The sequence below is a fragment of the Dokdonella sp. GW821-FHT11D02 genome (assembly GCF_058808595.1).
Genome location: NZ_CM179520.1, coordinates 3,087,201 through 3,108,502 on the forward strand (window position 1 = coordinate 3,087,201; position 21,302 = coordinate 3,108,502).

The window sequence follows — 21,302 nt, forward strand, 5'->3', positions numbered from 1 at the left end:
GCTTCGCCTGCTCGATTCGGACTACGACTATGGGCAACGACACCAACCTCGGCCGAAAGGACGAAGTGCCGCCGCGGGCCTTGCAGCAAGAGACGAATCTGGATTCGGCTGCCTAGTCGGTCTGCTGGATGGCGTCAGTTTGTTCGTTGGTCGAGCTGAACATGTGCGGCTGCCTGCCCCTGATGCCGGAGACAACGTTCAGCCCGATCAGCGCCTCATGCAATCCGTAGTCGTAGTTAACGCATCACCCTATCGGAGAGCTTCAACATGGCGACACTTGTAGCAGGATCGGAACCCGCGATTGCAAAAGACGACTCCAGCCTGACCGGCGTGAGCTGGGCCGCAGTGTTCGCTGGCTCAGCTGCCGCAGCTGCGCTCTCCTACATCCTCGTCATCCTTGGATTCGGGCTCGGCCTTTCATCCGTGTCGCCTTGGAGCAGTGCAGGAGCGAGCGCTACGGCGATTGGCGTAGCCACCATCTTATGGCTCACGTTCACCCAAGTGGCTGCCTCGGGTATGGGCGGCTATCTCGCGGGGCGCCTGCGTGTGAAGTGGGCGAATGTGCACACCGACGAAGTGTACTTTCGCGATACGGCGCATGGGTTTTTGAGCTGGTGCATCGCCTCTCTTGTGGTTGCGGCCTTCCTGGCGAATGCCATAGGTGGCGTGCTGAGTACAGGCGCTTCTGTCGCCGGCTCGACGATTGGTGGCGTTGGCGCCGTAGCTGGTGCGGCGATCTCGAAAGGCAGTGATTCAGCGACCGATTCGACCGAATACTTCGTCGACTCCCTCTTCCGCGGGACTTCAACCGAGACTGCCGTCAGTTCAGATGACGCTCGGACGCACGCTGAGGCGGCTCGCATCATTGTCAACGGCGTAGCCAATGGAAGCCTAGACGATCAAGACAAGCAGTACCTTGGGCAGCTCGTTGCCAAGCGCACCGGCCTCGCACAGCCGGAAGCGGAACAACGTGTACAGGCCACGTTTGCGAAGTTGAAGGAATCCGTGGACACCGCCAAGGCGAAAGCAAAGGACGCTGCGGACAAGGCGCGAAAGGTAGCTTCGGGCTTGGCGCTATGGATGTTCATCTCACTCCTCTGCGGCGCGTTTACGGCAAGCCTGATGGCGACATTCGGCGGCCGTCGCCGCGATAAGTTCGCCCACATTTCACCAACGCTTTAGTACCAAGGAGCCAGCCATGAGATCCCTACTTCTCTTTTTTCTTGGGGTTCCGATCCCGGTCATTATTCTGATCGCTTTGTTCTTCAGGTAACCGCCGTTGCCCGCTCCATTCCCATGTCAAAGCCGCCGGGGAGAAGAGCGATGACAACAGGATGTACTCGGAGCGCTCGAAGAGCATCGTGCGTCCGGTGAAATGGTTCTGCTCGACCTCGTATCAACGGATAGGGCAGCGAGCCGTTCAGCAGTCGGGCCAAGGTTCTGAAGGAACGGATTGAACACTGCGCGGATTAGGAGGAGAAGGAAATGTTTGCGCGGGCGAAGACGCTGCTTCGGTCTCGTTGAGGTTGCAGAGCTGCGCTGCGGGCACGAGAAATCGATGCGCGGGACGATGCGACCTGGCTCCTCGCTCAAGCGATACGTCGCCCCTTGAGAAAACGTTCGCGCTCGAAAAATCTATCGTGTTTCACGACCGCACGAACCCTGTCTGAAGACGCCCTGCGTTGCCGCACTGCCGTGTCCGGCGACGCTAGCGTCGGCAGACCCGTTTGGTCGATCCTGCCGGCGCACGCGTACGAGCGCCGATAGCCGTAGCGGCGCTTGGCGGCCGCAATCCCTTCGATGCATGGCCTCCGATCGTCATCGGCATCAGGCCTCCCCTCGCCCCCTGCTATAATCAGCGGTTTCGCGCCGCCCTGGCCGCGCCTTCTTTCGAACCCTGGAGTCCCCCATGTCCGCGCAGATCCTCAAGGCTCTCGGCCTCGCCGAGACCAATCCCGGCACCTACCTCGGCAACGGCGAATGGTCCAAGACCACCGACGCGGGCGTGGTGCAGTCGGTCAATCCGAGCAGCAACGAGGTCATCGCCGAAGTGCACGCTTCGAGCGAAAGCGATTACGAGACGATCGTGCAGCGCGCGCAGCAGGCCTTCGCCAGCTGGCGCACGACGCCGGCACCGCGTCGCGGCGAGGCGATCCGTCTGTGCAGCGACGCGCTGCGCCGGCACAAGGACGCGCTCGGCTCGTTGGTCGCGCTGGAGATGGGCAAGTCCAAGCCGGAAGGCGACGGCGAAGTGCAGGAGATGATCGACATCGGCGAGTTCGCGGTCGGTCTGTCGCGCCAGCTGTACGGCCTCACCATGCACTCGGAGCGTCCGGGCCATCGCATGTACGAGCAGTGGCACCCGATCGGCCTGGTTGGTGTGATCAGCGCGTTCAACTTCCCGGTCGCGGTGTGGGCGTGGAACTCGTTCGTCGCGGCGGTGTGCGGCGACATCACGATCTGGAAGCCGTCGCCGAAGACGCCGCTGTCGGCGATCGCGGCGATGAAGATCTGCAACGAAGCGCTCAAAGCCGGCGGTTTTCCGGACATCTTCTTCTTGTTCAACGACGCCGGCACCGAGCTCGCCTCGCGCTTCGTCGACGACAAGCGCATCCCCTTGATCAGCTTCACCGGCTCGACCCGCGTCGGCCGCATCGTCGGCGAGCGCGTCGCGCAGCGCATGGGCCGTTCGCTGCTCGAGCTGGGCGGCAACAATGCGATCATCGTTGACGCCAGCGCGGACCTGAAGCTGGCGATTCCGGCGATCGTGTTCGGCGCGGTCGGCACTGCCGGCCAGCGTTGCACCACCACGCGCCGTCTGTTCGTGCACGAGTCGATTCACGACGAGGTGCTGAGCAAGCTGGTCGGCGCCTATCGTCAGGTGGAGAAGAAGATCGGCGATCCGACCGACGCGAAGAACCTGATGGGCCCGCTCAACAGCCGCAACGCGGTGCACGCCTATCTCGGCGCAGTTGAGAAGGCCAAGGCCAGCGGCGGCAAGGTCGAAACCGGCGGCGCGGCGATCGAGGGCAAAGGCAACTTCGTGCTGCCGACGATCGTCACCGGCCTTTCCAACGCCGATGAAGTGGTGCAGACCGAAACCTTCGCGCCGATTCTCTACGTGATGAAGTTCAAGACCCTGGACGAGGCGCTGGCGCAGCAGAACGCGGTCCCGCAGGGCCTTTCTTCGGCGATCTTCACGCAAAACCTGAAAGCAGCCGAAGCCTTCCTCGGCGCGGCCGGCTCCGATTGCGGCATCGCCAACGTCAACATCGGCACCAGCGGCGCCGAGATCGGCGGCGCGTTCGGCGGCGAGAAGGAAACCGGCGGCGGCCGCGAGTCCGGCTCGGACGCGTGGAAGGCCTACATGCGCCGCCAGACCAATACGATCAACTACTCCGACTCGCTGCCGCTGGCGCAGGGCATCAAGTTCGAGTTCTGAGCGCTTCACAACGATGACGACCTGCCGACCGCCTGAACTTTCCGGCGGTCGGCTCGCTTCGGTCGATCTCGTTCGCGCGCTGTCACCTGCGCGCCCGTTTCGTCGTATTGCCCTTCCTGGACTGACATGTTCCTGTGTTAGCGTCTTGCGGCGGAATCGGGGGAGAAGACTATGAAGATCGAGCGAATCGTGCTGGCGGCGCTGGCTGCGTCGACGGCGTGCGCGGCGCATGCGCGTGACGGCGACTACGTCACCTCATTCGGCAACCAAGGGCGTGAGCAGATCGCGTTCTTTCCGTCGCTGAACCTGCAGATCGGGTTCGCGAACTTCGTCGACCTCAAGCTGCAGCCGGACGGCAAGCTGGTCGTTTCCGGCACGGTCGACAACACGGCAGCGGCGTCTCCGTCGTCGGACTTCGGCGTGCTGCGCCTCAACCCGAACGGCACCCTCGACACCAACTTCGGCACCCAGGGCCAGACCCTGATCGCGTTCGACCGCGGCGGCGAGAACAACGACGTTCCCGGCAGCCTGCTGCTGCAGCCGAACGGCCGCATCGTCTTGTGCGGCGAATCGGGCGGCGCTCCGACCGGCGGCGGTTCCGACATGGGTTTTGCGCGCCTGCAGACGTCGGGCCAGCTCGATCCGCAGTTCAGCGGAGACGGCAAGGCGACGGTGCCGTTCGACATCGGCCCGGTCGGCAGCCGCGACGACATCGCCGTACGCTGCGCTTTGCAGAGCGACGGCAAGATCGTCGCCGCCGGACGCGCCACCATCGATGCCACCACCCAGCGCATGGCGGTCGTGCGCCTGAACACGGACGGCTCGCGCGATCTTTCGTTCAACGGCTCGGGCATGGTCACGATCGACTTCGGTCCGGCGATGCCGTCCGCTCTCGCGCTCGACGTGGCGATCGTGCCGGACGGACACATCGTGCTCACCGGCTTGGGCGCGCCCACTCCTTCCACCGCGGCCTGGCTGTTCGCGCGGCTGGACTCCGACGGCCAACTCGACAACGGCTTCGGCAACGGCGGCACCCTGGTCTTCGACCCGGGCGTGGCGAGCTATCAGGCCTACCAAGGCGTCGGCGCGACCGCGCTGGCCGATGGCTCCATCGTTGCCGTCGGCGCGATGGCACTCACTTCCACACCGGGCAACATGGACTACGGCGTATTCAAGCTCACCTCGAGCGGGGGACTCGATACCAGCTTCGGCGACGGCGGCGGTATCGTCATTCCGTTCGACCTCGGCGGCGGCTTCATCGACGTGCCGTTCAAGGTCGTCGAAGACAGCCGCGGCCGCCTGGTGGTGGTGGGCAGTTCCTCCACGGCCGACAACGTATTCGGTGCCAGCCTTGCGCGCCTGACGCCGAACGGGCAGTTGGACGGAAGCTTCGGAATCGGCGGAAAACTGGTCGCCTCGAGCACGCTGCCGCCGGACACGGACTTCGGCGAACAGGCCACCACCGTCGGTATCGCCGCCGACGGCAGCATCTACGTCGGCACGCTGGCCAAGTTCGACGCCGATTCGCACTTCCACGTCGGGCTGATCAAGCTGGTCGGCGACACCATCTTCTCGGACGGCTTCGAGGCGCAGTGAGACGCTTCCCGCCGCGCGGCCGCGCGGTAGAATGCGCCGCATGAACAGCACGCCTCGCACCAGCGGCACCGCCGTCGCCAGCCTCGTCTTCGGCGTGCTGTCGTGGGTCGCCCTGCCGATCATCGGCGCGATCCTCGCGATCGTCCTCGGCCACAGCGCACGCGGCGAGATCCGCCGCATGCCGCCGGGCACGCTCGAAGGCGACGGCATGGCGCTGGCCGGGCTGATCTTGGGCTGGGCGCACGTGGTCATCGTGCTCGCCTGCCTCGCGGTGATCTTCCTGTTCCTCGGCGGCCTCGCGTTCTTCGCTCACTACGCCTACTGACGGTGAGCGAGCGTTCCGCGCACGACCCGACCGAACGCTTCGGCAATCGCGTCGACGATTACCTCCGCTACCGCCCCGGCTATCCGCCGGCCCTGGTCGAACACTTGCAAGCGCGCCACTGGCTGCGGCCGGGCGCGGTCGTCGCCGACATCGGCGCCGGCACCGGCCTTTCCAGCGCACTCTTCCTCGACGCCGGCTGCAGCGTGCTGGCGGTCGAGCCGAATACGCCGATGCGCGAAGCGGCTGCACGCGAGCTCGGCAGCCGCGACGGATTCCGCGCGGTGGACGGGCGCGCCGAGGCGACCACGCTGGCCACGGCCAGCGTCGACCTGGTCGCCGCCGGCACCGCCTTCCATTGGTTCGAACCGGCGCCGACGCGCGCCGAGTTCGCGCGCATCCTGCGCCCAGGCGGCGTGGCCGTGCTGTTTTGGAACCTGCGCCGGCGCGACGGATTCATGCAGGAATACGAAGCGGTACTGGCCGCGCACTGCCCCGGCTATGCCGACGTCGAAGCGCGACCGCGCGCGGACGAAACCGCAGCACGCAGTTTCTTCGCCGCCGGCTTTCTCGAAACGGCGAGCTTCGCCAACGAGCAATCGCTCGATTTCGAGGGCCTGCTCGGCCGCGCGCGTTCGTCTTCGTACGCGCCCAAACCCGGCCAAGCCCACTACGAACCGATGCGCGCGGCGCTGCGCGAACTGTTCGATCGTCGTGCCGCCGACGGCCAGGTCAGCTTGCGCTACGACACCCGCCTCTACGCCGGCCGGGTCGACTGAATGTACGCCCTCGCCCGCCCGTTCCTGTTCTGCCTCGACGCCGAGCGCGCGCACGATCTGGCGCTGCTGTCGATGGAGGCGGCTTATCGCACCGGCTTCAATCCGCTGCTCGCGGCGAAGCCCAAATCGCTGCCGGTCGAGGCGTTCGGCCTGCGCTTCGACAATCCGGTCGGCCTCGCCGCCGGGCTGGACAAGAACGGCGCCTACATCGACGCGCTCGGCGCGCTCGGCTTCGGCTTCGTCGAAATCGGCACCACCACGCCGCGCGCGCAAGCCGGCAATCCGAAGCCGCGCATGTTCCGCCTGCCCGAATACGAAGCGGTGATCAACCGGCTCGGCTTCAACAACGGCGGCGTCGATGCGCTGGTGCGCAACGTCGAGCGCGCCAAGTTCGGCGGCGTGCTCGGCATCAACATCGGCAAGAACAAGGACACGCCGAACGAGCGCGCGGTCGACGACTACCTGCACTGCCTCGAGCGCGTGTACGCACGCGCGAGCTACGTCACCGTCAACATCTCCTCGCCCAATACGCAGGGCCTGCGCGATCTGCAGGAAGAGGAAACGCTCAAGCGCTTCATCGGCACCCTGCGCGAGGCGCAGGAACAGCTCGCCGCGCAGCACCACGCGCGCAAGCCGATGCTGCTCAAGATCGCGCCCGATCTCAGCGAGAGCGAACTCGACGCGATCGCCGAGGTGCTGCTCGTGGCCGGCATCGATGGATTGATCTGCACCAATACGACGATCGATCGCACACCGGTCGCCGGCCATCGCTACGCCGGCGAAGCGGGCGGATTGTCCGGCAAGCCGGCGTTCGCGCGCTCCACCGCGGTACTGCGCGGCATGGCGCAGCGGCTCGGCGGCAGGATTGCGCTGGTCGGTGTCGGCGGTATCGTCAGCGGCGCCGACGCCGCCGCCAAGCTCGACGCCGGCGCCAGCCTGGTGCAGTTCTACACCGGCATGGTCTATCGCGGCCCGGGCCTGATCGGCGAGTGCGTCGAGGCGATGCGTGCGCGCGGCTAACACCGGCCGCGCCGACGGCGACGGCTACACCCTGGTCGAACGCGCCTCGCTGGCCGGGCGCAACACGTTCCGCGTCGCCGCCACCGCGGATCTTTTGATCGACGTGCGCAAGCCGGCTGCCCTGGCCGAGCTATTCGGCTACGCGGCGCTGAAGACGCAGCCGCTGCTGGTGCTCGGCGAAGGCAGCAACGTGCTGCTCACGCGCGATTGGCCCGGCGTCGTGCTGGCGATCGCGGCACGCGGCATCCGTGTGCTGGAGCCGCGCGACGACGCCGCGCACGTGCGCGTGGAAGCCGGCGAGAACTGGAACGACTTCGTGCGCTGGTCGCTCGCGCACGGCTACGCCGGCCTCGAGAACCTGGTGCTGATTCCGGGCACGGTCGGCGCCGCGCCGATCCAGAACATCGGCGCTTATGGCGTGGAGGTGCGCGAATTCATCCTCGCGGTCGAAGCCTGGGATCGCCGCACTAATACTCTGGTTCGTCTCGACAACGCGCAGTGCGCGTTCGCCTATCGCGATTCGCTGTTCAAGCGCGAGCGCGAGCGCTATCTGGTCACCGCGGTCGAGTTCGAACTGCCGCGCCTGCGCGACTTGCGCCTCGACTACGCCGGCGTGCACGAAGAACTCGCTGCGCTCGGTGCCGACGAACCGACGCCGGCCCTGGTCGCCGAGGCGATCGCGCGCATCCGCACGCGCAAGCTGCCCAACCCGGCCGTGCTGGGTAATGCCGGCAGCTTCTTCAAGAACCCGCTGGTCGCGGCCGCAGAAGCGGAGCGGCTGCGGCGCGAGCATCCGGCGCTGCAAGCCTGGCCGAGCGCGGACGGCGGCGCCAAGCTGTCGGCCGCCTGGCTGATCGAGTCGCTCGGCTTCAAGGGTCTGCGCGAGGGCGACGCCGGCGTGTCCGCCCAACACGCCTTGGTGCTGGTCAATTACGGCCATGCCAGCGGTGCGCAGTTGTGGGCTTTGGCCGAACGCATCCGCGAGCGCGTGCGCGAGCGTTACGGCGTGTCGCTTGAACCCGAGCCGCTGGTAGTCTGAGCCCTTCTGCGGCGTCCGCGCGACGGCTGAGCCGGACGTCACAAACCGGTCGCCGATGCCCGCCTATGCTGGCGCCGCCGTCAGGCCAATGGGGTGTTTCGATGACCACCGCTACCGCCGCGCTCACCGCGCGCCGCCGTCTCTTCAGTGCGCTGACCGCCGCCGTCGGCCGCCCGCAAGCCGCCATGCGCCGTGCCGGCGCACCGGCCGTCGCTGCCGCGCCGAACCAACCCTTCGCCGGCAGCCCGCCGCCGTCGGCAGCGCGCTGGCTGCAGAAAGCGAGCTTCGGCTACTCGGCACGGGCCAAGGCCGCCTTCGACGCGCGCCCCGGCGCCGACGACGATGCACGCTGGCAGAGCTGGGTCGACTGGCAGCTCGCACCGGCGGCGATCGCCGACAGCGCCTGCGACGCGCGCATTGCCGCGGCCGGCTTTGTCACCCTGGCGAAAACGACGGCGCAGCTGTGGGCCGATCACCACGCCACCGGCGACTACAACGTGCGCATGCTGCCGATCGCCGAAGCCGAGTGCGCGACCACGATCCGCTCGATCTACAGCGAGCGCCAGCTGCTCGAAGTCGTGCTCGATTTCTGGCACGACCACTTCAGCGTGTTCGGCTGGGACTACGACGGCGGCCCGCTGTTCCCCGATTTGGATCGCAGTCTGCGCGCGAACGCGTTCGGCAACTTCCGCCAGATGCTCGAACAAGTGTGCCGCTCGACCACGATGATGTATTCGCTCGACCTCTACGCCAGCACGCGCGCGGGGCCGAACGAGAACTACGCACGCGAGCTGCTCGAACTGCACACGCTCGGCGCCGAACACTACTTCGGCCCGACCGATCCGCTCGGTGTGCCCTGCCTCGATTCGGACATCCATTGCGAAGGCGGCTTCCCGCAAGGCTACGTCGACAACGACGTCTACGAAGCCGCTGCGGCGCTGACCGGCTGGACCATCAAGGACGGCAACTGGCAGTTCCCGGCCGACAACGACGGCAGCTTCGTCTACCGCAGCGAATGGCACGACCGCCGCAACAAGATCTTCCTCGGCCACTACCTGCCGCCCGATCAGCCGGCGCAGAAAGATGGCCGCGACGTGTTCGACCGCCTGTGCGCGCATCCGAACACGGCGCGTCACGTGGTCGGCAAACTGTGCCGGCGCCTGGTCGGCGACAACCCGCCGTCGAGCCTGCTCGAGAGCACCGCCGCGCTGTTCACCGCGCAAGCTGCCGCGCCCGATCAGATCGCGCAGGTCGTGCGTGCGATCCTTTTGTCCGACGCATTCAAGACCAGCTGGGGCGGCAAGGTGAAGCGCCCGTTCAACAGTTTCGCCGGCGCGCTGCGCGCGCTCGACGCCGACTTCACCCCGACCACGCGCGACTATCCGAACCAGTGGCCGACCGCCGACGAACTCGCCGCGCGCCTGCAGCAGGCCGGCCATCGCCTGTTCTACTGGCCGGCGCCGAACGGCTATCCCGACCGCGCCGCGGCATGGAGCAGCACCGGCGCGCTGGCGATGAGCTGGAAGCTGTTGACGCGCCTGACCACGGTGCGCCAGGAAGTCGGCTACGTCGACACCTATCCCTACGTCGCCGACGTGGTAGCGCAGACCAACGCCGCGCTGGCCGCCGCCGAGCGCAGCGCGAACAGCGTGGTCGGCTATTGGTGCGACCGCATCTTCGGCTTCCGACCCGAGCCCGTGCGCAGCAAGGCGGTCGATTTCCTGCGCCAGAACGCGGCCGCCGGCGAGGCGCTCGATCTGGAACACAACGACTGGAGCGCGAACGATCTGAAGAAGCACTACGTGCAAGATCGATTGCGCTCGACCGTGGCGCTGATGCTGTGCAGTCCCGATTTCCTGGCGCGCTGAGGAACTGGCGATGACCTCTCTCGATCGACGCGATTTCCTCAAAGCCTGCGCAACCTGCGGCCTGGTCGCCGGCACCCTGCCCGGCACGCGGCTGGTGTTCGGTGCGCCGAATGCGAACGACTACGACACCTTGGTGGTGGTGTTCCTGCGCGGCGGCATGGACGGCCTCAGCCTGATCTCGCCCGGCGCGAGCAATCCCGAGCGCGACCGCTACGAGCAGGCGCGCAATGCCACGCGCATTCCGCTGTCGGGCGAAGGCGCCGGCCTCGCGCTCGGCGGCGACGGCCAGTGGCAGGTGCACTCCACCGCGCCGGAATTGCAAGCTCTGTACAACCAGAATCGTCTCGCCGTGGTGCTCGGCGCCGGCATGCCGGCACCGGTCACGCGCAGCCATTTCGACGCTCAGATCAACATGGAAGTCGGCCTCGCCGGCCAGGGCGGCGGCATCGGCTGGATCACGCGCGCGCTGGCCAGCAGCGGCCTGCCGGCCGATGTGATGATCCCGGCGGTGTCGGTCGGCAGCCTCACCGCGACCAGCCTGCTGGGTAGCACCGAGGCGATCACGATGGCCGACGGCGGCGATTTCCGCGTCGACACCGGCAACTGGTCGTGGAACGTCAGTCCCGACTACAACGGCGACGCACCCGCCGGCGTGCAGGGCATGCTGTCGATGCTGCCGCAGCTCTGGTCCGGTGCCGGCGCGCTCGAAGCGGCCGGGCGGCAGACGCTGGAAGCGCTGCAGGTGATCCGCGGCATCGACTTCGCCGGCTACACGCCTTCGACCGGCGCCAACTACGGCAACGACGGCTTCGCGCAGCAGCTGCGCATGCTGGCGCAGCTGATCAAGCTCGGCGTCGGCCTGCGCTACGCAGCGATCGATCTCGGCGGCTGGGATACGCACAACGGCCAGAACTATTTCTTCGGCGACGCCGCCGGCCGCCTCTCGCGCGGGCTCGGCGCGTTCCAGGCCGATCTCGCCAACGACGCCGGCAACTTCGCGCAGCGCGTCAGCACGGTTGCGATGAGCGAATTCGGCCGCCGCGTGCAGGAGAACGATGACCAGGGCACCGATCATGGTTACGGCAACGTCATGCTCGCGCTCGGCGGCGCGGTCAACGGCGGCCGCACCTACGGTCAGTTCGCCGGGCTCGCCGGCGACCAGATGTTCGAAGGCGCCGACGTGATGGTCACCACCGACTACCGCCAGGTGCTGTCGGAAGCGCTGATCCGCCGCCTGCGCAACTCCAACATCTACTACGCGTTCCCGGGGTATTCGAACTACACCCCGCTCGGCCTCTTCCAAGGCAGCGACATGACCCCGGGCGGCTTCGACGCGGTGTTCGAGAACGGCTTCGACTGAAGCGCGTTCGCGAACCCCGCGACACGGTCAGACGCGCGACAACTCTTCCGCCGCCGCGACGATGTCCGCATCGCCCGGCAGCACCAGGAACGCGGCGCCGGCCAGCGGCGTGTAGGTGTCGACACCGACCACGCGCCGCAACGGCGTAGCGCCGTGGCCGGCTTCGACGATCGCAGTGATCACGCCTTCGCCGACGCCGGCCGAATGGCGGCCCTCGTCGACGACCACGATGCGCTTGGCGCTCTTGGCTTGCGCGCCGATGAAGGCTTCGTTCAAGGGCACCAGCCAGCGCAGATCGACCGTGCACACCTTCCAACCGAGCTTTTTCTCGATCTCGCGCGCGGCGCGCAAGCTCATCGGCACGCCGTTGCCGTAAGTGAAGATGACCAGATCGTCGGCGCCCTCTTCATAGACGCGGCCTTCGCCGAGCGGCATCGATTGCTCGGGCGCGGGATAGCTGGTCAGCCATTGGCCGTCGCCCGGCTCGTACAGATCCTTGGTCATGTACAGCGCGATCGGTTCGAGGAAGATGGCGACGCGGCCGTCGACCTTGGCCAACGCCGCGAGCGTGCGCAGCATGGTCGCGGCGTCGTCACCGCGGCTGGCGCAGCCGACCACGATGCCGGGAATGTCGCGCAGCGCGGCGATCGAATTGTCGTTGTGGAAATGCCCGCCGAAGCCGCGCTGATAACCGAGCCCGGCGATGCGCACCAGCATCGGATTCTTGTACTGGTTGTTGGAGAAGAACTGCAGGCTGGCCGCCTCGCCGCGAATCTGGTCGCAGGCGTTGTGGAAATAGGCGAGGTACTGAATCTCGGGTACCGGCAACAAGCCCATGTTGGCGTAGCCCTGGGCGAGACCGAGGATCATCGTCTCGTCGAGCAAGGTGTTGAACACGCGCGCGTTCTTGAACGCCTTGTGCAGGCCCTTGGTCACCGTGTAGACGCCGCCCTTCTGCGCGACGTCCTCACCGAACAGCAAGGCTTCCGGGTATTTGCAGAACAGATCGTGCAGCGCGTTGTTGATCTGGATCGCCAGATGCCGCGGCGGCAAGGTCTCGGGCAGCTTGTCGGCGCCGAACACGGCGGCGCGCTTGAGCGCGTAGTCGGCGCGCCCGGCTTCGGCGCGCACTTTCTCCGGCGTGTACGGCGCCAGCGGCGCGAGCACCTCGTCGAGCTTGTCCAGCTTGGGCCGGCGGTCGGCCTCTTCGGCGGCGGCGAAGCACTTCTTGCGCACCGCTTCGTACTGCGCGAGCAAGGATTCCTTCGTGTACAGGCCCGATTCGAGCGCGATCGCAGCCGAACGCAGCAAGGGATCGGTCGCCTCGACCGCGACCAGTTCCTCGACGCTGCGCCATTCGATTTCGAAGTCGGTGCCGGCGTGACCCATGATGCGCGTCGTGCGCAGGTGCAGGAAGGTCGGCCGCCGCGTCGTGCGGCAGTGATGCACGGCGCGCGCGACCTGCTCGTAGCCTTCGGCCAGATCGAGGCCGTCGGCGAAGAAATAGTCGAGGTCGCGGCGGCCGCTGAAGCTGGCACGAATCCAGTCGTTCGGCGTCTTCACCGAGATCCCGATGCCGTTGTCCTCGCACACGAACAAGGCCGGCGCCGGCAGCTTCTGGTAGGCGGTCCACTGCGCTGCGTTGAACGCGGTCTGTGCGGTGGCGTGGTTGGCCGAAGCGTCGCCGAAAGAGCAGATCGCGATCGAATCGTCCGGCACCGGCAAGGTGTGCGCGATGCGCTTGGCCTGCTCGATCGCGACCGCGGTGCCGAGTGCCTTGGGCAGGTGCGAGGCGATGGTCGAGGTCTGCGGCAGCACCCACAAGGGCTTGCTGCCCCAGACTTTGTGGCGACCGCCGGAGGCCGGATCGTCCTTGCTCGCCGCGAACGACAAGGCCGAATCCATGATCGGGTCCATGCCGGGCAGCTTGCGGAAGCGCTCCGCCATGAAGGCGCCGCTGCGGTAGTGCAGGAAGGCCGGATCGGTATGCCGCGTCAAGCGCGCGACCATCGCATTGCCTTCGTGCCCGCTCGAGCCGATCGTGTAGAACACTTTGTTCTTCACGCGCAGCACGCGCGCCATCAGATCGAGATGGCGCGAGATCAGCTGCGACTCGAACAGCTCGAGGAAATCGTGCGCGCGGCACAGGCTGTCCGGCAGCACGGCTTCGTCGGCGCGCGGCGCCGGCCGCGGCGTGCCGGACCAGTTCTGCACGAACTCGGCGAAGTTCTGGTCGCAGACTTCGGCGCGGTTGACGTTCTTGTGGCGGGCGGGGATCGGATTGGGGATGGCGTTCATGAGATCAACGTTCGGAATTCAACAACGGGACGGTCGCAATGACCTTTTGGACGAGCTGGGCGGCTTCGGCATGATCGAGACCGGCACCGAAACGAATGGTCTTGGCGCCGTAGTCGAATGCGAGCGGACCGGGAGGCCAGCTCCACGGAAGCCTCAGAGCAAGAGAACCGAAGGGAGCCTCGCCCCCTTCGACGGCACGCAGTCGGCTCACCGCGCGAGGATCGTAGCGGCGCGTATAGCCGATTCCGAGGACTTCGTAGCGCAGGCTGGCTTCGTCGCGCGCGACGCGAAAGCGCTCGCAGCCTAACAACGTCCACAGCAGCGTAAAGGTCGCGAAGATGCCACCGCAGGTCCATCCGATCAGCCATACCGCTAGGAACAAACTCGGCTGGGACTTCGCCAACTCCGCCGTCGGATGCAACAGCGATCTTGCGACGCTCCACTCGCCTTGCGCCCACATGAAGAGCCAGATGAGCAGGAAGAGCGCAATGAACCAGTTGGTTTTCGCCGGGATCACGACTTCGATGCCGCCGCCCGCGATCGTCGAAGTGGTCGCACGTTGCGTCGAAACGGGGACGTAGCCGCCCATGCTATGCACTCGGCGACAACGACTGCGCGATCAAAGCCGCGTTCTCCGCCGCGATCGGCGGCATCGGCACGAAACCGGGTTGCGCTTGCACGCGTGCGAGCCAGGCGAGCACGTTCGGATACGCGGCGAGGTCGAAGCCGCCCTCCTCCGCGCAGTGCGTATAGCCGAACAGCGCGATGTCGGCGATGCCGTAGCCGAGGCTGCTGAACCAGTCGTGCGCGGCGAGGTGGCGCTCCATCACGCCGAGCGCCTGGTGGCCGCGCTCGCGCAGGCGCGGCAGCTCGGCGCGGCGCGGCGAGTCGGCCGCGGTCCAACCGCAGATGAAGCGCGCCACCGCGACATAGGGTTCGTGGCTGTATTGCTCGAAGAACATCCACGACAAGGTCTGCGCACGCTGCCAAGCGTCGCCGGCCAGATACGAAGTGCCGTCGGCGAGCCAGGCCAGGATCGCGTTCGACTCGACCATGCGACGGCCGTCGTCGAGCTCGATCATCGGCACGCGGCCGTTCGCGTTCTTGGCCAAGTACTCCGGCGTGCGCGTGGCGCCGTGGGCGCTGTCGGTTTCGATCCAGCGGAAGTCGCGCCCCGCTTCGCGGCCGAGATGGCCGAGCAGCATGCGCAGCTTGTGGCAATTGCCCGAAGGCGAGTAGCCGTAGATGGTGATCACGCGTTGCGCTCCCGTGCCGACCATTGCTGGCGCGTCTGGCCCCAGATGTCGACCGGATGATCTTGGAAAGGCGCCGGCAGCCGGCCTGGCCCTTGCCGCGTCGAGCCCAGGCGTTGCGCCACCTTCTGCGAAGCGAGATTGTCCGGATCGATGCAATGGATGATCCGATCCCAGCCGAGATGGGCGAACGCCCAATCGATCGCGGCCACCGCCGATTCCAGCGCGTAGCCCTTGCCCCAGGCGTCCGGATGGAAGGCGTAGCCGATCTCGTTGCCGGGCCAGCCTTCCGGCCGCCACGGCCCCATCTGACCCAACCACAAACCGCTCGCTTTCTCTTCGACCGAGAACATCGCGAAGCCCTGCACCGCCCAAGCGCCGGGCATCTGCAGAAACTTGCGCCACGCCGCTGCGCGCGGCGCGGTGCCGCCGATGTAGCGCGCGGCTTGCTCGTTCGTGTGCAGTTCCGCGTAGCGTTCAAAGTCCTCGATACGCGGCAGGCGCAGTACCAGGCGTTCGGTTTCGATGCGGATGTCGGCCACGCTCACGTCCGTTCACTCCAAGGGTCTGTTCCGGTTACAGCCAACGCGATCGATTCAATGATCCGTCGACGGTGCCGCCGCGGCGATCTTCGGCACGTGCGGCTGGTATTCGCAGGTCGAACTCACGTGCCGGATGTTCGGGTAGTCGCTCGTCTCGCAGCGCCAGCGCACGCCCATCGAATCGGCCCGCGTGGTGTCGGCGATCAGGCGCACGCGTCCGCCGTCGACGCCGGACGCCGCGTCGAAGACCAGCTCGATCACGCCGTCGGGCAATACCGTCGCCGAGCGCAGCGTCTTGCCGCGATAACTCTCCGGCGCCGGCAAGCCGACCTCGTCCTGCCGCGCCGGCATGCGTCCGTTGGTCTGGTAGTACTCGACCATCGCCACCCGCATCGTCGCCGCCGCTTGCAGATCTTCGCGTATCCGCGCGGCGATGCGGTCGTTGGCCGCTTCCAGCACGTCGTGCGACTCTTCGATCGTGTGGCGCACGCGCTGTTGTTCGCGTTCGAGCGCCGAAATGTCCTGGCGCAAGCGATCGCTTTCGGGGCCGCTGACCCAATGCCGATAGGCGAACAGCGTCAGCGCCGCCGCCAGCAGCGCGCTTGCGAACACCAGCGCCGCGTTGCGCATGCCGCTCCTCAGAACGCGTTGATACCCGTCACTTCGCGCCCGACCACCAACTGGTGCACGGTTTCGGTGCCTTCGTAGGTGATGACCGACTCGAGGTTCAGCGCATGGCGGATCGGGCAATGCTCGGTGGTGATGCCGGCGCCGCCGAGGATGTCGCGGCATTCGCGCGCGATGTCGATCGCCATGCGGCAGTTGTTCCACTTCGCCAGCGACACCTGGGTCGGCTGCATCGTGCCCTGGTCCTTGAGGCGGCCGAGCTGCAGCGAGAGCAGTTGCGCCAGGGTGATCCGGCGCGCCATCTCGGCCAGCTTGATCTGCACCGCCTGGGTCGCCGCGATCGGACGATTGAACAGGGTGCGGTTCTTGGCGTATTCGGTGGTTTCGCTGAAGCACGCGATCGCGGCGCCGATCGGACCCCAGGTGATGCCGTAGCGCGCCTGGGTCAGGCAGCCGAGCGGTCCCTTCAAGCCCTTCACGTTGGGCAGACGGTTCGCTTCCGGCACGCGCACGTTGTCGAAGAACAGCGCGCTGGTGACCGACGCGCGCAGGCTCATCTTCTTGTGCACTTCCTGCGCACTAAAGCCCTTGAAGTCTTTCTCGACGATGAAGCCCTGGATGCCGTCCTCGGTCTGCGCCCAGACGATCGCGATGTGGGCGAGATTGCCGTTGGTGATCCACATCTTGGCGCCGTTGAGAACCCAGTCGGCGCCGTCCTTCTTCGCGTTGGTCTTCATGTTGGCCGGATCCGAACCGCCGTGCGGTTCGGTCAGGCCGAAGCAGCCGATCACCTTGCCGGCCGCCATCTGCGGCAGCCAGCGCTGGCGCTGCTCTTCGCTGCCGTAGGCGTAGATCGGATACATGCAGAGCGAGCTCTGCACCGAAGCGAAACTGCGGATGCCCGAATCGCCGCGCTCCAGCTCCTGGCAGACCAGGCCGTAGCTGACGCCGTTCATGCCGGCGCAGCCGTATTCGGTCGGCAGCGAGGAGCCGAGCAGGCCGAGTTCGGCCATCTCCGGGATCAGCTCGGTCGGGAAACGTCCCTTGTCGAAGCAGTCGCCGATGATCGGCAGCACGCGCTCGTCGGTGAAGCGCGCGACGGTGTCCTGCACCATGCGCTCCTCTTCCGTGAGCAGGGAGCGGACGTCGTAGAGGTCGGTGGGGTTCAGCGCAACGGCGGGCATATCGGTTCCGGGATTCGGCCAAAGCCACCTATTGTAGCGGGGCGTCTTATCCGCAGCCATGCCGGCGCCGGAACGACGCAGACGCGAGCGATTGGGGCGAAATCTTCTCGCCCGGCCTCATCCGTCGCGAGGGGCGGAGAACGCCCCGTCCGCCCTGCGCCGGCGGACAGGCCGGGCCGGCGCGGCGATACTAGGCGGATGCGAATTCCCGTTCTCGCCTATCACTCCAACAACGTCGCCGGCAACGACTACGCCGACAACGACCACGTCGCCCTGGCGCAGGATCTGCGCCTGATCCACCGGCGCGGCCTGCACATCGTGCCGTTGACGCACGTCGTCGACGCGCTGCTCGGCGTAGCGCCCGAGTCCACCGTCGCGAATGCGGTCGCGCTCAGCTTCGACGACGGCTCCTGGTTCGACTGGCACGACATCGAGCATCCGACCTGCGGCCCGCAGCGCGGCTTCGCCGGCATCCTGCGCGACTTCATCGCGGAAACCGGCGCGGCGGTGCATGCGACCAGCTTCGTGATCGTCTCGCCCGAGGCGCGCACGACGCTGGATCGAACCTGCCTGGTCGGACGCGGCTGGTGGGGCGAGGACTGGTGGGCGGCGGCGCAACAGGAAGGCTTGCTGGCGATCGAGAGCCACAGTTGGGATCACAACCACCACACCTTGCCCGCCGGCACGGGGCGTGAACGCAGCCGCGGCACGTTCCGCTCGATCGACACTTATGTCGACGCCGACGAGCAGCTGCGCCAAGCCAGCGACTGGCTCGACGCGCACTGCGCGCCGCATCGCGCGAGCCTGCTCGCCTACCCCTACGGCGAGAGCAATGCTTACCTGGTCGAGGACTACTTGCCCAAGCACGCGGACGAACATCGCTTGCGCGCCGCGTTCACCACCGAACCGGCGCCGCTGGAACGCGGCCGTTCGCGCTGGCTGTTGCCGCGGTTCGTCTGCGGCGATGCGTGGAAATCGCCGGACGAACTCGTTCGCGTGCTGCAAACCGCGCGCTAGCCGTCAGAACGGTCCGAGCGCGTGCGCCTGCGCGATCAGGCGCGTTTTTTCGGACGTCGGCACTTCGCGCGTCCAGTGCACCAGCAGATGGACGTGCCCGGTGCGTTCGAAGCCGGCCTGCAAATCGACTCTTTCGGCCAGTGCGTCGCCGCAGTAGCCGAAGATCGCGGGGTAGTTCGGCGCGAAGTGGCGCACCGCCCAATCCAAGGTCATCCGATAGAGGCCGCCGCGCTCGCGGATCGCCGCGCGCGTCGCCGGCTCCATCGTGCGCATCGCGCGGTTGTCGACGCAGGCACCGCCGCCGAGTAGCAGTTCGCCCATGGCGGTGAAGTGCACGTAGCAGACCGCGCGTTCGCCGTGCGTGTCGCGATGGAACGCGATCACGTGGTGCGGGAAATCGGGCGGCTCCTGGCCGAAGCGGCGGCGAAACAAGTCGCTCGCGCGAGCGGCGCCGTCGGCCTCTTCGCGTATGTCCAACGTCGACGCGCTCACGCCTTCGACGACCTCGCACGCCGCGGTACGTGTCCGGTCGCGACGTGGCGCCGCGCCGATTCGACGTTGACGGCCGAGTCGTCGAAGAAGATGTCGGCACCGAACGCTTCCAGAAACGGACCTTTCGGGCGGCCGCCGAGAAACAGCGCCTCGTCGATGCGCACGCCCCAGTGACGCAGGGTCAGGATCACGCGCTTGTGCGCCGGCGCCGAGCGCGCGGTGACCAGGGCGGTGCGGATCGGCGAGGTCTCGCTCGGGAACGCCGCTTGCAGCCGGTGCAGCGCGTCGAGGAAGCTGCGGAACGGTCCACCCGACAGCGGTTCGCTCTCGCGTTCGCTCTCGTAGCGATGGAAGGCTTCGATGCCGGCCTCTTCCGAAATGCGCTCGGACTCTTCGCCGAACAGCACCGCGTCGCCGTCGAAGGCGATGCGCAGCTGCTCGGACTGCCGCTGCGGCGCCTTCGAGGGCAGGATCGTCGCGGCCGCGATGCCGCTGGCGAGCGCGTTCGCCACGCTTTCCGGATTGGCCGACAGGAACAGGTCGGCGCCGAACGCGCGCACGTACGGCAAGGTCGGCTCGCCGCGCGTGAACGCCGCACGCACGATGCCGAGTCCGTAGTGTTCGATCGAGTTGAAGATGCGCAGGCCGGTGTCGGCCGAATTGCGCGACAGCAGGATCACCTCCACGTGCGGCGCCTCCGGCGGCGCGCGGTTCAGGCGCAGCAGCTTCTGCACCAGCGGGAACGCGATGCCAGGCGCCAGCAGCTCGTTCTCGTTCTCGATCTGATGCTGCGCGAACGCGTCGACGCCTTCACGCTCGAACAGCTCGTGGCTGCCGCCCAGATCGAACAGTGCGCGCGAGGAAATCGCGACGACGAGAGTGTCTTCGCCGTGTTCTCGGCCGTTGCCGTGGTGTCGCTCAGCCATCGAATCCGTCGCTGAAAATAAGTTCGTCCAGGCCTTCGGCGAGAGCGGCCGCATACACGTCGATGCGGCCGTAGCCGGCCTGATAGTTCGGCCAATCCGCCAGCGTCAGTCCGCCGCAGCCGCTGTTGAAAGGATCGCTGATGCCGCTGCGCACGGCGCTGTCGCGCAGCAACGCGGCGACGCGCTGCGGATTTCCTTTCAGCGTCGGATCGGCCGACATCAGCAAGGCCGCCGCGCCGGCGACGTGCGGCGTCGCCATGCTGGTACCGCTCATCAATCCGTAGCTGCTGCCCGGCACGCTCGAGGTAATTTCCACGCCCGGCGCGGAGACATCCGGCCGGATCTTGGCGACACCGCTGACCGGTCCGCGGCTGGACAGCTGGGCCAGCGCGTCGTTGCGATCGGTCATGCCGACGACGAAGCTGGCGTCGTAGATCGCCGGCGGCTCGGCGATCGAACCGCAGCCGGGGCCGTCGTTCGCCGCCGCCGCGGCGAAGAAGATGCCGCCCGCAACGAGATTGTCGACTGCCGTTTCGATCTCGGCGCCGGTCGTGCAGCCCTCGCTGACCGGGCAGGTCCACGAATTGCTGACGATGTCGGGCGCGAGATCGGGATTGGCGTTCTGACCGTCGGCGTCGGTCGGCGCCAGCATCCACTGCATGCACTCGATGTAGCGCGCCGGGGTGCCGTTGCCGCCGTCCATGTTGCGGCAGCCGATCCAGCGTGCGCCGGGCGCGACGCCGATCTGGCGCTCGCCGCCGTCGTCGCCGGCGAAGGTGCCGGCCGTGTGGGTGCCGTGACCGTAGTCGTCGCACGGCGCCGGCGCGTCGTTGCCGCAATCGTTGCCGCTGGAATCGTGGATCGCGTCGTGCCAGTTGTAAGCATGGCTCGCGACGCTGCCGTTCCAGCCGCGATACTGCGGCTTCAAGGCCGGATGGTCCCATTGATAGCCGGTGTCTTCGCCGCCGATGACGACACCCTGCCCGGTATAGCCCTTGGCCCAGACCTGCGGCGCCTTGATCGTCTGCACGCCCCAACCGATCGCTTCGACCGCGGCCAGCAACGGGCCTTTGAGCGGACGCGGCAAGTGCGCAGCGATGCGCGGATTCGAAGCGACGCGCGCGACATCGGGCCGCTGCGCGATGGCGTCCAGTTCAGCGGCGCCGAGCCGAGCCGAAACGAGGTTCGCGATCCAGTACGGCCGATACGCGATGCCGCGCGCATCCAGCCAGGCACGCACGCCGGCCTGCTGTGCGTCCGCGCGCGTGCGCAGCGCGTCAACCAGCACACGGCGGCGTTCGCGATAGCCGGCTTGCGGATCGAGCGGCGCCAACGCCGGGCGGCCCTGATCGGCGAAGACGATCAGTGCGTCGACCTCACCATCGCGGCTTGCGCGTACGCGCAAGTCCGGATCGATGTCGGCCGCCAGCGCGGCACTGACGCCGAAGGCGAGAGGAAGTAAGGCAAACGAGGCGGACGGGCGCATGAGCCGATTCCGTTGACGGCAGATTTCGACGCCGTGCGGCGCCGCATCTCG

19 protein-coding genes are annotated in these 21,302 nt (G+C 67.1%); 10 read left to right on the forward strand and 9 right to left on the reverse strand.

All coding sequences use genetic code 11. From position 1 onward, the window contains the following. Positions 1–267 precede the first annotated feature (267 nt). The 9 genes from AC3QL3_RS13010 to AC3QL3_RS13050 all read left to right on the forward strand — a co-directional run bounded on the left by AC3QL3_RS13010 (position 268) and on the right by AC3QL3_RS13050 (position 11,426). Positions 268–1,182 carry a hypothetical protein gene (locus AC3QL3_RS13010; RefSeq protein ID WP_492894238.1) on the forward strand — a complete coding sequence of 305 codons (915 nt, stop codon included), beginning with the start codon at positions 268–270 and terminating at the stop codon, positions 1,180–1,182. Positions 1,183–1,909: 727 nt separating this feature from the next. Beyond that, the gene (gene amaB / locus AC3QL3_RS13015; RefSeq protein WP_492894240.1) at positions 1,910–3,442 is read left to right on the forward strand and encodes an L-piperidine-6-carboxylate dehydrogenase; all 1,533 of its coding nucleotides are present in this window, start codon (positions 1,910–1,912) and stop codon (positions 3,440–3,442) included. Positions 3,443–3,613: 171 nt separating this feature from the next. Continuing rightward, positions 3,614–5,038, forward strand: a complete 1,425-nt coding sequence (locus AC3QL3_RS13020) for a hypothetical protein (RefSeq protein ID WP_492894242.1) — start codon at positions 3,614–3,616, stop codon at positions 5,036–5,038. A 40-nt stretch (positions 5,039–5,078) separates the two neighbouring features. Next, on the forward strand, positions 5,079–5,363 hold the full coding sequence (locus AC3QL3_RS13025) for a DUF4190 domain-containing protein (RefSeq protein ID WP_492894244.1): 285 nt from the start codon (positions 5,079–5,081) through the stop codon (positions 5,361–5,363). A 2-nt stretch (positions 5,364–5,365) separates the two neighbouring features. After that, the gene (locus tag AC3QL3_RS13030; protein ID WP_492894246.1) at positions 5,366–6,139 is read left to right on the forward strand and encodes a class I SAM-dependent methyltransferase; all 774 of its coding nucleotides are present in this window, start codon (positions 5,366–5,368) and stop codon (positions 6,137–6,139) included. Then, positions 6,140–7,159 carry a quinone-dependent dihydroorotate dehydrogenase gene (locus tag AC3QL3_RS13035; RefSeq protein WP_492894248.1) on the forward strand — a complete coding sequence of 340 codons (1,020 nt, stop codon included), beginning with the start codon at positions 6,140–6,142 and terminating at the stop codon, positions 7,157–7,159. Continuing rightward, a complete protein-coding gene (murB, locus tag AC3QL3_RS13040) occupies positions 7,146–8,198 on the forward strand; it encodes a UDP-N-acetylmuramate dehydrogenase (protein WP_492894250.1) in 1,053 nt (350 codons plus the stop codon). Before AC3QL3_RS13035 ends, murB begins: the two co-directional genes overlap by 14 nt. Before the next feature lie 101 nt (positions 8,199–8,299). After that, entirely contained in the window at positions 8,300–10,066 is a 1,767-nt protein-coding gene (locus tag AC3QL3_RS13045; RefSeq protein ID WP_492894252.1) for a DUF1800 domain-containing protein, read from the forward strand. Positions 10,067–10,076: 10 nt separating this feature from the next. Next, the gene (locus AC3QL3_RS13050; protein WP_492894254.1) at positions 10,077–11,426 is read left to right on the forward strand and encodes a DUF1501 domain-containing protein; all 1,350 of its coding nucleotides are present in this window, start codon (positions 10,077–10,079) and stop codon (positions 11,424–11,426) included. Between the two features lie 27 nt (positions 11,427–11,453). Here the strand turns inward: AC3QL3_RS13050 and AC3QL3_RS13055 are convergent, their stop codons facing one another. The 6 genes from AC3QL3_RS13055 to AC3QL3_RS13080 are packed head-to-tail and all read right to left on the reverse strand — an operon-like array spanning position 11,454 to position 17,330. Then, positions 11,454–13,724 (reverse strand): thiamine pyrophosphate-dependent enzyme, encoded by a 2,271-nt coding sequence (locus tag AC3QL3_RS13055; RefSeq protein WP_492894256.1) that lies wholly within the window; start codon positions 13,722–13,724, stop codon positions 11,454–11,456. Positions 13,725–13,728: 4 nt separating this feature from the next. Beyond that, entirely contained in the window at positions 13,729–14,313 is a 585-nt protein-coding gene (locus AC3QL3_RS13060) for a hypothetical protein (RefSeq protein ID WP_492894258.1), read from the reverse strand. Between the two features lies 1 nt (position 14,314). Then, positions 14,315–15,004, reverse strand: a complete 690-nt coding sequence (locus AC3QL3_RS13065) for a glutathione S-transferase family protein (RefSeq protein ID WP_492894260.1) — start codon at positions 15,002–15,004, stop codon at positions 14,315–14,317. Continuing rightward, a complete protein-coding gene (locus AC3QL3_RS13070; RefSeq protein ID WP_492894262.1) occupies positions 14,977–15,525 on the reverse strand; it encodes a GNAT family N-acetyltransferase in 549 nt (182 codons plus the stop codon). The genes AC3QL3_RS13065 and AC3QL3_RS13070 overlap by 28 nt, the downstream gene beginning before the upstream one ends. Before the next feature lie 48 nt (positions 15,526–15,573). After that, positions 15,574–16,149, reverse strand: a complete 576-nt coding sequence (locus AC3QL3_RS13075) for a pilin (protein WP_492894264.1) — start codon at positions 16,147–16,149, stop codon at positions 15,574–15,576. Between the two features lie 8 nt (positions 16,150–16,157). After that, the gene (locus AC3QL3_RS13080) at positions 16,158–17,330 is read right to left on the reverse strand and encodes an acyl-CoA dehydrogenase family protein (RefSeq protein ID WP_492894266.1); all 1,173 of its coding nucleotides are present in this window, start codon (positions 17,328–17,330) and stop codon (positions 16,158–16,160) included. A 198-nt stretch (positions 17,331–17,528) separates the two neighbouring features. On the opposite strand from AC3QL3_RS13080, the gene AC3QL3_RS13085 reads away from it, so the two are divergent. Beyond that, positions 17,529–18,347 (forward strand): polysaccharide deacetylase family protein, encoded by an 819-nt coding sequence (locus tag AC3QL3_RS13085; protein ID WP_492894268.1) that lies wholly within the window; start codon positions 17,529–17,531, stop codon positions 18,345–18,347. A 3-nt stretch (positions 18,348–18,350) separates the two neighbouring features. On the opposite strand, the gene AC3QL3_RS13090 is transcribed toward AC3QL3_RS13085, so the two are convergent. From AC3QL3_RS13090 to AC3QL3_RS13100, 3 genes are read right to left on the reverse strand one after another with little or no spacing between them, the layout of a single operon-like run. Further along, entirely contained in the window at positions 18,351–18,839 is a 489-nt protein-coding gene (locus AC3QL3_RS13090) for a hypothetical protein (RefSeq protein ID WP_492894270.1), read from the reverse strand. Next, on the reverse strand, positions 18,836–19,765 hold the full coding sequence (locus AC3QL3_RS13095) for a 5'-nucleotidase (protein ID WP_492894272.1): 930 nt from the start codon (positions 19,763–19,765) through the stop codon (positions 18,836–18,838). Before AC3QL3_RS13095 ends, AC3QL3_RS13090 begins: the two co-directional genes overlap by 4 nt. Continuing rightward, on the reverse strand, positions 19,758–21,251 hold the full coding sequence (locus AC3QL3_RS13100; RefSeq protein ID WP_492894274.1) for a S8 family serine peptidase: 1,494 nt from the start codon (positions 21,249–21,251) through the stop codon (positions 19,758–19,760). Before AC3QL3_RS13100 ends, AC3QL3_RS13095 begins: the two co-directional genes overlap by 8 nt. Positions 21,252–21,302 lie beyond the last annotated feature (51 nt).